The 12,535-nt window shown below is 75.7% G+C and carries 11 protein-coding genes; 2 read left to right on the top strand and 9 right to left on the bottom strand.

The window, feature by feature from the left end; genetic code table 11:
- Positions 1 to 7 precede the first annotated feature (7 nt).
- From DMP15_RS16960 to DMP15_RS16980, 5 genes are read right to left on the bottom strand one after another with little or no spacing between them, the layout of a single operon-like run.
- Positions 8 to 682 carry a phosphonatase-like hydrolase gene (locus DMP15_RS16960; protein ID WP_073575018.1) on the bottom strand — a complete coding sequence of 225 codons (675 nt, stop codon included), beginning with the start codon at positions 680 to 682 and terminating at the stop codon, positions 8 to 10.
- Entirely contained in the window at positions 679 to 1,509 is an 831-nt protein-coding gene (gene phnE / locus DMP15_RS16965; protein WP_073575019.1) for a phosphonate ABC transporter, permease protein PhnE, read from the bottom strand. The genes DMP15_RS16960 and phnE overlap by 4 nt, the downstream gene beginning before the upstream one ends.
- Entirely contained in the window at positions 1,506 to 2,249 is a 744-nt protein-coding gene (locus tag DMP15_RS16970; protein WP_208622924.1) for a phosphonate ABC transporter ATP-binding protein, read from the bottom strand. Before DMP15_RS16970 ends, phnE begins: the two co-directional genes overlap by 4 nt.
- Positions 2,246 to 3,157 carry a phosphate/phosphite/phosphonate ABC transporter substrate-binding protein gene (locus DMP15_RS16975; RefSeq protein ID WP_337826151.1) on the bottom strand — a complete coding sequence of 304 codons (912 nt, stop codon included), beginning with the start codon at positions 3,155 to 3,157 and terminating at the stop codon, positions 2,246 to 2,248. Before DMP15_RS16975 ends, DMP15_RS16970 begins: the two co-directional genes overlap by 4 nt.
- A gap of 14 nt (positions 3,158 to 3,171) precedes the next feature.
- Positions 3,172 to 4,341 carry a TIGR03364 family FAD-dependent oxidoreductase gene (locus DMP15_RS16980; RefSeq protein ID WP_443217633.1) on the bottom strand — a complete coding sequence of 390 codons (1,170 nt, stop codon included), beginning with the start codon at positions 4,339 to 4,341 and terminating at the stop codon, positions 3,172 to 3,174.
- A 125-nt stretch (positions 4,342 to 4,466) separates the two neighbouring features.
- Between DMP15_RS16980 and DMP15_RS16985 the strand changes: the two genes are divergently transcribed.
- Positions 4,467 to 5,201, top strand: coding sequence for a GntR family transcriptional regulator (locus DMP15_RS16985; RefSeq protein ID WP_217266874.1), 735 nt, complete (start codon positions 4,467 to 4,469; stop codon positions 5,199 to 5,201).
- A 256-nt stretch (positions 5,202 to 5,457) separates the two neighbouring features.
- Here DMP15_RS16985 and DMP15_RS16990 read toward each other — a convergent pair whose 3' ends face one another.
- Positions 5,458 to 6,513: an alcohol dehydrogenase catalytic domain-containing protein gene (locus DMP15_RS16990; protein WP_073575021.1), complete on the bottom strand. Its 1,056-nt coding sequence runs from the start codon at positions 6,511 to 6,513 to the stop codon at positions 5,458 to 5,460.
- A 140-nt stretch (positions 6,514 to 6,653) separates the two neighbouring features.
- Between DMP15_RS16990 and hchA the strand changes: the two genes are divergently transcribed.
- Positions 6,654 to 7,532, top strand: coding sequence for a glyoxalase III HchA (gene hchA / locus DMP15_RS16995; RefSeq protein ID WP_073575022.1), 879 nt, complete (start codon positions 6,654 to 6,656; stop codon positions 7,530 to 7,532).
- A gap of 15 nt (positions 7,533 to 7,547) precedes the next feature.
- On the opposite strand, the gene DMP15_RS17000 is transcribed toward hchA, so the two are convergent.
- The 3 genes from DMP15_RS17000 to DMP15_RS17010 are packed head-to-tail and all read right to left on the bottom strand — an operon-like array spanning position 7,548 to position 12,456.
- The gene (locus tag DMP15_RS17000) at positions 7,548 to 10,271 is read right to left on the bottom strand and encodes a molybdopterin-dependent oxidoreductase (RefSeq protein WP_073575023.1); all 2,724 of its coding nucleotides are present in this window, start codon (positions 10,269 to 10,271) and stop codon (positions 7,548 to 7,550) included.
- Complete coding sequence (locus tag DMP15_RS17005; protein WP_073575024.1) at positions 10,268 to 11,074, bottom strand: FAD binding domain-containing protein; 807 nt, start codon at positions 11,072 to 11,074, stop codon at positions 10,268 to 10,270. Before DMP15_RS17005 ends, DMP15_RS17000 begins: the two co-directional genes overlap by 4 nt.
- Positions 11,075 to 11,079: 5 nt before the next feature.
- A complete protein-coding gene (locus DMP15_RS17010; RefSeq protein ID WP_073575025.1) occupies positions 11,080 to 12,456 on the bottom strand; it encodes an 8-oxoguanine deaminase in 1,377 nt (458 codons plus the stop codon).
- Positions 12,457 to 12,535: the final 79 nt, after the last annotated feature.

The following is a 12,535-nucleotide window of genomic DNA, read 5'->3' on the forward strand; positions in this document are numbered from 1 at the left end:
GTCCCGCTCAGCCCGCCCGCCGGGTGTCCCCGAGCAGACCGGGGAGCACCGCGACCCCGTCGACGACGTCGGTCGGCCCCGCCGCGCGGAGCTCGGCGCGACCCTGCGCCCCGGTGAGCACCGCGACGACCCGCCCGGCCCGGGCGTTGCGGCCGGCCTCGACGTCGAGCACGGTGTCCCCCGCTGTCAGCACGGCCGCCGGGTCGGCGACCCCGGTCAGCGCCATCGCGCGCCGGATCATCGCCGGGTCGGGCCGTCCGGCCGCGACCTCCTCGGCACAGACCACGGCGTCGAGCTGCCCGGTGAAGCGCCCGGGGAGCGCGGCCAGCAGCGGGTCGGTGACCTGCCGGTCGAATCCGGTGGTCAGCACCACCGCGATCCCCGCCGCGCGCAGCGCGGCCAGCGCCTCGGGGACCCCGGGCAGCGGACGCGGCGGCGACGCGGCGTAGGCGTCGGCGAGGCGGGCGACGAAGGCGTCGTGCAGGCCCTCGACGGCGCGGGCGTCGCGGACGCCGGTGAGCGCGCCGAGGGCCTCGCGCTTGTCGGCCCCCATCCAGCGGCGGATCGCGACGTCGTCGGCCGGATGTCCGGCGCGGGCGACGACGTCGGCGAGGACCCGGTAGACCGCTCCCCCCTCGTCGACGGTGGTCCCGGCGATGTCCAGTGCGGCGAGGCGGATCACGTGTCACTCCCGAGACGGCGGCGGACCTGCGCGGACAGCTGGTCGACCGCGACGATCAGCACCAGCACGACGAGGATGTGGGTGAGCATCTCGTCGAACCGGAACAGCTGGATGGACTGGTTGATGAGGAACCCGATGCCGCCGGCGCCGACCAGGCCCAGCACCAGCGACGAGCGGACGTTGACGTCGAAGCGGTAGAGCAGCAGCCCCACCAGCTGCGGGGTGACCGACGGCAGCAGCGCGTGCACGGCGACCTGCAGCCGTCCGGCGCCCGCGGAGCGCAGCGCGGTGGGCGGGCCGGGGTCGGCGTCCTCGACGGTCTCGGCCCAGAGCTTGCCCATCACGCCGATGTTGTGCAGGACCAACGCGAGCACCCCGGGGAACGGGCCGAGCCCGACCGCGGTGACGAAGACCAGTGCGAACACGACGTCGGGCACGGCACGCAGGAACGACAGCACGCCACGGGCGGCCTGGTAGGTGACCGGCCCGGGGGCGGTGCCGCGCGCGGCGGCCAGGGCGAGCGCCAGCGCGAACGGGATCGACAGGGTGGTGCCGAGCAGCCCGATCCACAGGGTGACCAGGGCTCCCTGCAGGCTCGGCCCCAACACCGCCCAGGACAGGTCGGGCGGGACCGCCTCGGTGAGGAACTCGGCCATCCCGTCGGCGCCGCCGAGCAGCGTCGCGAACGACATCTCGGTGGCGCGCCAGGCGACGACGTGCACGACGAGCAGCACGACGACGACCGTCGCCGCCAGGGCGAGGGTGCGCGGGTCGCGGCGCCGCGGCGGGACGGGGACGCGGCGGACGTCCGGTGCGGTGGTGCTCACGGTGCGGCCTCCAGTGCGGCCGCCGGCCCGCGGTGGTCGGCGGCGTCGGGGTAGAGCGCGCGGACGTCGCCGCCGGGTGGTCCGTCGAGGACGACGTGCCCGGACCGCAGCCCGACGACGCGGTCGGCGTGCCGGGCGGCGAGGTCGGGCTGGTGCAGGACGGCGAGCACGGCGAGGTGCTCGGTGTGGGCGAGCTCGGCGAGCAGGCCGAGCACCTGCTCGGCGGCGGCCGGGTCGAGCGCGGACACCGGCTCGTCGGCGAGCAGGACCCGGGCGCGCTGGCACAGTGCGCGGGCGACGGCGACCCGCTGCTGCTGCCCGCCGGACAGCGACCCGGCGCGGTCGTGGGCGCGGTCGGCGAGTCCGACGCGGTCGAGGCAGCCCATCGCCTCCTCCCGCAGCGCCCGCGGGAACAGGGACGGGACCAGCGAGGACCGCAGCGGGAGCCGTCCCAGAGCACCGGCGCAGACGTTGTCGAGCACGGTGCGCCGGGTGACGAGGTGGATCCGCTGGAAGACCAGCGCGACGTCGAGCCGTCCGCGTGGCCGGCCGTCGACGAGCACCCGCCCGAGGTGCGGGGTCAGCCCGGCTGCTGCGCGCAGCAGCGTCGACTTGCCCGAGCCGTTGGCGCCGAGGACGGCGAGCAGCTCCCCGGCGTGGACGTCGACGTCGACGCCGTGGAGGACCTCGCGGTCGCCGTAGCGCACCCGGGCACCGCGGACCTCCAGCAGCGCGCTCACTGGACGTCCTTCTCGGTCAGGCCGAGCGTGCGGGCCAGCTCGAACAGCGGCGCATAGGTGTCGCGGGTGACCGGGACGAGCTTCCCGGGCGGGGTGACGTCGAGCAGCGCGCCGATCTCCCCCACCGCCTGCGGGTCGAGGTTCAGCAGGGCGTCGGTGACGGCGGCCTTGAACGCCGGGTCGAGGTTGCCGCGCACGGTCACCGGGTCGTTGGGGATCGGCGCGGAGGTCCAGAGCCGGCGGAACCCCGCCGGGTCGAACGTCCCCGACGCGGTGGCCGAGGCCAGCTGCTGGGAGTTGATCTCGGCGGCGTCGACGGTGCCGTTGGTCAGCGCGAGCAGCGCCTCGGGGTGACCGCCGGCGTAGTCGACCCGGACGTCGGCGGGGGCGAGCCCGGCGTCGAGCAGTGCCGTGCGCGGTAGGGCGTCACCGGAGGTGGAGCCGACCGAGCCCAGGGCGAGGGTGCGGCCGCGGAGCTGGGTCACCGTGGTGACCTCGGAATCGCGCGGCACCCAGATCCCGGCGGTGTAGGCGGACAGCTCCCCGGTCGCGGTGCCGAACGAGGCGACCGGCTCGGCCCCGGCGCGCTCGGATGCGAAGACGTAGCCGAGCGGGCCGAAGATCCCGATCTCCAGGCGGTCGTTGCGCATGGCGAGGACCTCGGCCGCGTAGTCCTCGGTGACCTGCACCCGGACCGGGCAGCTCAACCGGCGTTCGAGGGCGTCGCCGAGGATCTCCGCGGCGGGCACGAGCTTCGCCGGGTCCTCGAACGGTTCGATGCCCATCCGGATCTGTCCGCCGGGGCAGGTGGGCGACTCGGCGACGGTGGGGCCGGACGGACCGGCGCAGGCGGTGAGGGCGAGGCTCGCGGCCAGTGCGGCGACGGCGAGCAGGCGGGGGCGGCGCATGGGGGTCTCCCGTTTCAGAGGACGCGGTCGAGCACGGCCGGTGCGAGGCCGAACGCGGTGGTCATGCCGATGCCGGAGGTGACCGCGACGGCGGTCGTCGCCGGCGCGACCGGGCGGATCAGGAGCTCGCCGGGGGCGTCGGCGTAGACGCCCCGCCAGCGGCGGACGACGTCGACGCCGGTCCCGAGCAGCGCCCGGGTCTCGGCGAGCAGCAGGTCGTCCAGGGTCTCGTCGGTCCAGGGCTCGGGTGTGCGGTCGTAGTGGTGGGTGTCGCCGACGACGAGGTCGCCGCCGGGCAGCTGGGTGAGCATGTGGTTGACGCCCGCGTCGAGCAGGTCCGGGCGCTCGGTGCGCCAGCGCTCGCGCAGTGCGGCGGCGCCCGCGGTGCCCGACAGGGCCGGGTAGCGCAGCATCGAGCTGCCGGTGAGCAGGGCCGGGCCGATCGTGAGCGGGGTGTGCGGGCGGACCTGCAGCATCTGCAGGACGCAGCGCCGCAGGCCCGCGTCGTCGGCGAGTCCGGGGACGAGGCGGTCCAGGTCGTGACCGACGCAGAGGAGGACCCGGTGGGCCCGGAACTCCCCGCGCCCGGTGCGGACGACCACCGGGCCGTCGCCGCTCGCGTCCCCGATCCCGCCCGCCCCGGTCTCACCGGACCCGGCGCCGGCCCCGTCGATGCCGTGCACCGGGCAGCCGAAGTGGATCTCGGCACCGGGCCGGCCCGCGAGCCACGCCGCGATCGCCCCGGCCGCCCGGCGCTGCTCGACCCGCAGGTCACGCGGCAGGAACGCCCCGCCGTACAGGCCGTCGCGGGCGACCCGGACCCGGTCGACGACCTGCGCCGGGTCGAGCAGCTCCACGTCGTCACCCCGGATGGCCGCGAGCTCCTCGAGCGCGGCGCGCTCCTCGGCCGACCGGGCGACGACCACGGTGCCGCACTCGGCGACGCCGAACCCGGCCTCGGCACCCAGCCGCAACCAGGTGCCGCGGCCGCGGGTGGCGAGCTCCAGCGCATCGCCGGTCTGGGCGGTGAGGCAGCCGTGGCCGAAGTTGCGCACCGAGGCCCCGACGGCGTGCTCGTCACGCTCGAGCACGGTCACGTCCAGGCCGCGCTCGACGGCCTCGACGGCGTGGGCGAGGCCGACGACGCCGGCCCCGACGATCAGGAGGTCACTCGTCCGGGTCACCGGGGGGACGGTGCCAGCCGGATGTCCCCGACCGCAATGACTTGTCGATACAAGTTGGGATCTGTTCACCTGCCCGACCTCTGGACGTCGTGCTCAGCGCCCTGGCACTTGTAGAGTCACCAGCCGTGGGGACCCCGTTGCACCGCACACTGGCCGACGAGCTGCGCGCCCGGATCCGCAGCGGCGCGATCGGTGTCGGCGAGGCGCTGCCGTCCGAGGCCGAGCTGTGCCGGGAGTTCTCGGCGTCGCGCGGCCCCGTCCGCCAGGCCCTGGCCGCCCTGCGCGACGAGGGCCTGATCGGCGGCGGGCAGGGCCGGCGCCCGGTGGTGCTGGATGCGGTGCCCGCCCAGCCGTTCGAGTCGTTCCTGTCCTTCACCCGGCGCGCGGAGCTGACCGGCCACGTCCCGGGCCAGCGCCTGCACGAGATCGCACTGCGGCACCCGTCGCCCGCGGTGGCGGCGGCGCTGGGCCTGGAGCCCGAGGACTACGCGGTCCAGCTGATCCGGCTCCGCCTGCTCGACGACCGCCCCGCGATGCTGGAGCGGATGACGTACGTGGAGAAGGTCGGGCGCGCCCTGCTCGACGCCGACCTCAACGCCGGGTCGATCTACGCCCTGCTCACCGGCCAGGGCGTCGACCTGCACGCGGCCCGGCACACCTTCGACGCCGTCGCCGCCGACGAGCTCGACGCGTCCCTGCTCGGCGTCGAGGTCGGACACCCCCTGCTCCGCGAACGGCGGCTGACCTGGGACGCCGCCGGGGACGCTCTCGAGTGGTCGGAGGACCGCTACCGCCCGGACGTCGCGACCGTGACGGTGACGAACACCCGCAGCGGGCGGGGTGGGTTCGCGCGGGAATGAGCGGGCGGGAGCGGGTCCACCCGCGGGTGGGCTGCGACGCGCTCCCGCCGGCGACGGCGGTGCCCGGACCGGGGGTCGCACCGCCGCCACCCCTGCCGCCGCCGCTGCCCCTGCCGCTGCCGCTCAGAGGTGCCCCTGTTCTGAATTCGCTTACCGGGTAAGCGAATCGACACACACATCCCCTCCGGAGCCGGGAGAAGGACCGCCCTGCCGCATCGGTTCGTGCGATACCCCGGCCCGGCGATCGGGAGCGACGTCAGGGACGCACGGCCTGGCGCGGCGCCGCACCCGGCAACCCGGCGGCGGCGAAGGCGTCGTCGAGCGCGTCGAGGGACCACGGGCCACCGGTCAGCTCGGCGAACGGGAACCGCGTGTGCTCCGCGACGAGGAACGCGACCGCGGCGGCGAGGTGGCGGGGGGCGTAGTTGTGCACGCCGACGACCGTGTGCAGCCCGCGGACCAGGCGTTCCGGGTCGAGTCCCACCGCGGGGCCGGGCAAGACCGACCCGGCGAGGACGGCGGTGCCGCCGACGTCGAGCGCGTCGAGGCAGGCGCGCACGGCGGCGGGTGCACCGGACAGCTCCAGCGCGACGTCGAACGCCCGCTCCGGCGGGGTCCCGACCGTGTCCGCTGCGCCGAAGCGACGGGCCCGGGCGCGACGGTCGGCGTGCGGGTCGGCGACCACGACCTCGGCACCCGCGCGGGAGGCCATCGCGGCCGCGGTCACGCCGAGCATGCCCGCACCGGTCACCAGCACCCGCGTTCCCGGGCCCGGCGAGCCCGCGGCGTCGAGGACCGCGGCGACCGTGGCCGTCGCGCACGAGGCGGGTGCGGCGACCTCGTCGGGCACCGCTGGAGGGACGACGACCGTCGCCGTGCCCGGGACGAGCAGGCAGTGGGTGGCGAACCCGCCGGTCAGCGGACGAGCCTCGTCCAGCGGGGCGTGGCCGTACTTGTGCAGGTCGGCGCATTTCTGCGGGATCCCGCGACGACAGCGGCGGCACTCGCCGCAGGACGCGGCGACCGAGAAGACGATCCGGTCGCCGGTCCGGACCGGCGCGGCGTCGACGTGGCGCAGGCCCGGCGCCGTCGCGACGACCCGCCCGACCTGCTCGTGCCCGAGCACCCCCGGCACCGGCGACGAGCGATGACCGCGGGTCGTGTGCAGGTCCGAACCGCACACCGTCGCCAGGTCGACCGCCACCAGGACCTCACCCGGCCCCGGCTCGCCGAGCGCCGTCGTGACCAGGCGGAACGGGGTGCCGACCCCGTCCCAGCGGGCGTAGCGGGCGGTCGTCACGGGAGCTGCCATGTCCGCGACGGTCGCACCACCTCGCCGGACCGTCCACCACCCTGTATGGACAAGTTGGTGAACGCACGGCGGCGGGGTTCACCGGCACCGGGCGGGGGTACGCCGTGCGGGTACCGCACGAACGACCCGGAGGCACCCCGATGTCCGACAGCACGCTCAGCAAGGACCCGACCGCGGACCCGGCGGAGCACGAGGCGTACTTCCCGTCGCCGTACTCGCTGGACGCCTACACCGCGCCGAGGACCGACTTCGACGGTCTCGCCACCGAGCGGAACGCCTGGTCCGGCGGCCGCTGGAAGGTGCTCGTGCTGGCCACCGACGAGCGCTACCTGCGCATGGGCAACGGCACCTTCTTCTCCACCGGCAACCACCCGGTGGAGACCCTGCTCCCCCTGCACCACGTCCTGGAGGCCGGGTTCGGCGTCGAGATCGCGACGCTCACCGGCAACCCGGCGAAGTTCGAGTGGTGGGCCTACCCCGGCGAGGACGAGGCGGTCGGCAGCGCCCGCGACACGCTGCTCGCGCAGTGGCGGGCCCCGAAGTCGCTGGCGGAGGTCGTCGAGCGCGAGCTGGGCGAGGACTCGGACTACCTCGCGGTGTTCGTCCCCGGCGGGCACGGTGCGCTGTCCGGGCTGCCGTTCTCCACCGACGTCCGGGACACCCTGGAGTGGGCGATGCGCACCGACCGGCTCGTGGTGTCGCTGTGCCACGGGCCCGCCGCGTTCCTCTCGACCCGCATCGGCCGCGGCCGATCGGCGTTCGAGGGCTACGAGATGTGCGTGTTCCCCGACGCGCTCGACGCCGGCGCCAACATCGACATCGGCTACCTGCCCGGTGAGATGCCGTGGCTGCTCGGCAAGGCCCTCCAGGACGAGGGCGTCCGTGTCGTCAACGACGACATGACCGGCCGCTGCACCACCGACCGCAACGTCATCACCGGCGACAGCCCGCTGGCCGCGAACGAGCTGGGCAAGCTCACCGCGACCGCGCTGCTGGAGCACGCGCGCCGCCGGGGCTGACCCCGCCCCGGCGCCTCAGGACGCCGTGCCACCGGCCGCCAGCCGCCACACCCGGTCGCGGCTGAACGGCTGGTGGTACGGCCGCACCCCCAGCGCCCGGCGGATCGCGTTCGCGACCGCGGGCGCGACCGGGTTGTAGGGCGCCTCGCTCATCGACTTCGCGCCGTAGGTGCCGAGCGCGTCGTGGGTGCGGGCGTACCGCACCTCGGTGTCCGGGACGTCGGCCATCTGCGGCACCCGGTAGGTGCGGAACACCGGGTTGAGGATCTCCCCGGACTCCCCCACGTACACCTCCTCGTAGAGCGCGCTGCCCAGCCCCATCGCGGCGCCGCCCTCGACCTGCCCGCGCAGCTGCTCGGGGTTCAGGACGGTGCCGGCGTCGACGGCCTGCACCGAGCGCAGCACCCGGACCTCGCCGGTCGCGGTGTCCACCGCGACGCGCACGCCGTGGCAGTTCGCGGTGATCGCCCGCGCGGTGCCGGGCTCCTCCCCCGTGGCCACCAGCCCCGCGGGCGAGGACGCGGCGGCCAGCACGTCGTCGAGCGTCCACTCGCCGCCGGGCGCCGTGACCCCGGCCGCGTGCAGCTCCCCGCCGCCGGTGACGGCGAGGATCCGCTCCCGCAGCGCGGTCGCCGCGGCGTGCAGTGCCTTGCCCGCGACGGTGGTGCCCGCGGAGGCGAACGCCCCGGTGTCGTAGCCGCAGGCGTCGGTGTCGCCGTGGTGGGCGTCGACGCGGTCCGGGGTCGTGCCGAGCACGGTGGCGACGACCTGGCGGTGCGTGGTCGTGGTGCCGTTGCCGAACTCGACGGTGCCGGCGCCGAGCCGGTAGCGCCCGCCGGGCAGCAGCGTCACCGTGGTGGTCGCGGCGTGCCCGAACGGGGCCATCGTCGTCATCATGCCCAGGGCGACACCCTCCCCGACCCGCCATGTCGGGCCGTCGGGGACCGGGTCGCCGGTGCCGTCGGCCAGGGCGTCCTGGACGAGGTCGAGGCACTGGTCCATGCCGTAGCTGGTCCAGTGCAGGTCGTGCTCCGGCTCGCCGTGGTGGGCGACGTGCAGCGGGTCCCCGGCGCGCACCATGGTGCGCCGGCGCAGCTCGAACGGGTCGAGGCCGGTGGCGATCGCGAGCTCGTCCATCGCGGACTCGACGGCGAACATCACCTGGCCCAGGCCGTAGCCGCGGAACGCGCCGCTGGGCACGTTGTGGGTGTAGACGACCTCGGCGTCGAGGCGCTTGACGGGGCAGTTGTAGACGCTGACCGACTCGGCGACGGAGTGGAACAGCACCCCGCGGGAGTGGTTGCCGTAGGCGCCGGTGTCGGACAGGACGTCGAGCTTCATCGCGGTGAGGTGGCCGTCGTCGTCGGCGCCGAGGGTGACCGCGACCCGCATCGGGTGGCGCAGCGCGGTGCGGGTGAACTCCTCGGACCGGGTGAACTCGTGGGCGACGGTACGCCCGGTCCGCAGCACCGCGAGCCCGACGAGGTCCTCGGCGAACATCTCCTGCTTGCCGCCGAACCCACCACCGACCCGCGCGGTGTGCACCCGGACCCGGTCCGGGTCGAGTCCGAGGACGCGGGCGAGCTCGCCGCGGGTGAGGAACGGGACCTGGGTGCCCGCCCGCACGACGAGCCTGCCGTCGTCGTCGAGCGAGCCGATCGCGCCGTGGCACTCCAGCTGGGCGTGGGCGACCCGGCTGGTGCGCCAGGTGCCGGTGACGGTGTGCGCGGAGGCGCGCAGCGCGGCGTCGACGTCGCCGCCGTGCCCGCCGTGCAGGGCGAGCACGACGTTGCGCCCGGCGTCGTCGACGCGGTCGGCGGGGGTCCGGTCCGGGTGCACCGACGGCGCACCGGGCCGCCGCGCCGCCTCCGGGTCGAGGACGGCGGGCAGCACCTCGTAGTCGACGGCGATCAGCGCGCATGCCGCCTCGGCCTGCGCCGGGGTCTGCGCGACGACGGCGGCGACCCGCTGCCCGACGTGGCGGACGACGTCGTCGAGCATCCGGGTGTCGTCGGGGTCGTCGGTTCGGTGCTCGTGCCGGGCGGTGGAGTAGCGCAGGTCCGGCACGTCGTGGTGGGTCAGCACCAGGGCGACGCCCGGTGCGGCTGCGGCCGCGGTGGTGTCGATCGACCGGATGCGGGCGTGGGCGTGCGGGGAGCCGAGGATCCGCAGGTGCAGAGCCCCGGTGAGGTCGGTGTCGAAGGTGAACGGCTCGCTGCCGGTGACGATGCGCTCCGCGGCCGGGGGCCGCGCCGAGCAGCCGACGGTGCCGGCGGTCCCGTCCGGGTCGCGCGGGGCGCAGCCGCCACGGACGCCGGTCTCGATCGCCTCGCGGATGCTGCGGTAGCCGGTGCAGCGGCACAGGTTGCCCTTCATCCGCCTCGGCAGGTCGTCGAGGTCGTCGGGGGTGAGCGCGGTGGCGGTGACGATCTGGCCGGCCGTGCAGAACCCGCACTGGAACCCGAACTTCTCCACGAACGCGGCCTGGACCGGGTGCAGCTCCCCGTCCGGCCCGGCCAGCCCGGCGACGGTGGTGACCCGCGCGCCGTCGAGACGCTGGGCGGGGATCAGGCACGAGTGCACGGGCCGGTCGTCGAGCAGGACGGTGCAGGCGCCGCAGTCCCCGGCGTCGCACCCCTTCTTCACCTCGAGGTGCCCGTGCTCGCGCAGGAACGTGCGGGTGCACTGCCCCGGGGCGGGCTCGGCCTCCAGCTCGGTGTCGTTGACGTGCAGCTTCACGACAGCTCCTCCCGGATCTGCTCCAGCAGCACCGCGCTGACCCCGTGGCGCCAGTCCGCGGAACCGAGCGGGTCGGTGTACCAGCCGTCGACGGCGTCGACGTCGGCGCGCAGCCGGTCCGCCCCGGGCACGCCGGCCGGGTAGCGCAGGACGGTGGGAGCCTCGGTCGCGGCGGTGATCACGAACGTGGCGGCGCCGCCGTCGGGTGCGGTGTCGACCCGCCCGGTGAGCACGGCGCCGGAGCGGCCGAGCTCGGCGAGTGCGATCCTGCGGAAGGCGGTGCGGGCGCGGAGTGCGGCGCCGGGCAGCTCGACCGCGCGCAGGACCTCGCCGGGGCGCAGCGCGGTGGTGCCGTTGCCGGTGACGAGCGACGCGACGGGGGCGCGGTACTCCTCGCCGTCGGGGGTCCAGACGACGGCGAGCCCGTCGAGCGTCGCGGCGAGGGCGACCATCCCGGCGGCGGCGTAGGCGCGGCAGATGTTCCCGCCGACGGTCGCGGTGTGCCAGATCTTCCACGACGCGAGCAGGGCGTGCGCGCACTCGGCGAACAGCGGGGTCCCGGTGCGCTCGCCGTACGCGGCGAGGTCGGCGATCGGGCAGGTCGCGGCCACCGACAGGCCGCCGTCGGGCAGGTCGGAGAGGGGTTCCCAGCCCATCGTGGTGAGGTCGACCAGGCCGGTGACGCCGGGCTGCGGCTCGGAGAACAGCCACGTCCCGCCGGCGAGGATCCGCTCCCCCGGCGCCAGCGCCAGGTCGGCGCGCTCGCGGGCGCGCCGGAACCCGGTGACGGTGTGCAGGTCCATCCTGCTCACCCGGCCTTGGCCACGAGGTCGCGGTGCACGGCGGCGCACTCGGCGGCGACGGCGGCGGTGTCGACGGTGAGCACGGTGTCCCGTTCGACGACCGGGCGCCCGTGCACGAGCAGCAGCTCCAGCGGCGGCGGGGTGCCCAGGACGAGGGCGGCGACCGGGTCGGCGACGTCGCGGTGCCGGAACCCGTCGAGCCGCCACAGGGCGAGGTCGGCGAGCTTGCCGGTCTCGATCGACCCGATCTCGTCCTCGCGACCGAGCACCCGGGCACCGCCGAGCGTGCCGAGCTCGAGGGCCTCGCGCACCGACAGGGCGCGGGGGCCGCCCGCGGCGCGGGCGAACAGGACGGCGTGCTTGACGTCCTCCAGCAGGTGGGTGCCCTCGTTGGAGGCGGCGCCGTCGACGCCGATCCCGACCCGGGCGCCCGCGTCGACGAGGTCGCGGACCCGCGCGATGCCCGCGCCGAGCCGGCCGTTGGAGGTGGGGCAGTGCGCGACGCCGGTGCCGGTCGCGCCGATCGTCTTCACCGCGTCGTCGTCGAGGTGCACGGTGTGGGCGAACCACACGTCGGGCCCGGTCCAGCCCAGGTCGGCGACGTACTCGGTGGGGGTGGCCCCGAAGCGCTCCCGGCAGTACGCCTCCTCGTCGTCGGTCTCGGCGAGGTGGGTGTGCAGCCGCACCCCGAGCTCGCGGGCCAGCGTCGCGGACTCGCGCATCAGCTCCGGCGTCACCGAGAACGGCGAGCAGGGGGCCAGCGCGATCCGCAGCATCGACCCCGGCGACGGGTCGTGCCAGCGGGCGACGGCGTCGGCGGACGCGGCGAGGATCTCGTCGCGGTCGGAGACGACGTGGTCCGGCGGCAGCCCGCCCGCGCTGCGCCCGAGGTCCATCGAGCCGCGGGTCGGGTGGAACCGCAGCCCCACCTGCTGCGCGGCGCGGATCTCGGCGCCGAGCACGTCCCCGCCCTCGCGGGGGAAGACGTAGTGGTGGTCGGTCGTGGTGGTGCAGCCCGACAACGCGAGCGCGGACAGCGCGCCGGTGGCGCCGGTGTGCACGGCGTGCTCGTCGATGCCCGCCCACACCGGGTACAGCGTGGTCAGCCACTCGAACAGCGTGTGGTCGACGGCGAGCCCGCGGGTCACCCACTGGTAGAGGTGGTGGTGGGTGTTGACCAGGCCCGGGGTGAGCAGGCAGCCGCGGGCGTCGACCCGGCGGTCGTAGGACCCCGCCGGGGCGGGACCGGGCCCGACGCCCGCGATCCGTTCCCCCTCGACGACGACGTGCCCGCCGGGGATCTCCTCCCCGGTGACGGTGACGACGTGGGCACCTTCGATGGCGGTCCGGTGTGCGGTCCGGCCGGCGCTCGGCTGCTGCATGGACCCAGTGCACCGCGCGCCGGTCACCGGGAGAAGGCACCGCCGTGACGAATCGGGATCCCCCGCGGCGCACCGAGTT

The sequence above is a fragment of the Pseudonocardia sp. UM4_GMWB1 genome (assembly GCF_017312155.1).
GTDB classification, from domain to species: domain Bacteria; phylum Actinomycetota; class Actinomycetes; order Mycobacteriales; family Pseudonocardiaceae; genus Pseudonocardia; species Pseudonocardia alni.

Bases quoted from the DNA above. Each gene is read 5' to 3' on its own strand.
- DMP15_RS17005 (WP_073575024.1), bottom strand. From the start codon at position 11,074: ATGGACCTGCACACCGTCACCGGGTTCCGGCGCGCCCGCGAGCGCGCC.
- hchA (WP_073575022.1), top strand. From the start codon at position 6,654: ATGTCCGACAGCACGCTCAGCAAGGACCCGACCGCGGACCCGGCGGAG.
- DMP15_RS16990 (WP_073575021.1), bottom strand. From the start codon at position 6,513: ATGGCAGCTCCCGTGACGACCGCCCGCTACGCCCGCTGGGACGGGGTC.
- DMP15_RS17010 (WP_073575025.1), bottom strand. From the start codon at position 12,456: ATGCAGCAGCCGAGCGCCGGCCGGACCGCACACCGGACCGCCATCGAA.
- DMP15_RS16975 (WP_337826151.1), bottom strand. From the start codon at position 3,157: ATGCGCCGCCCCCGCCTGCTCGCCGTCGCCGCACTGGCCGCGAGCCTC.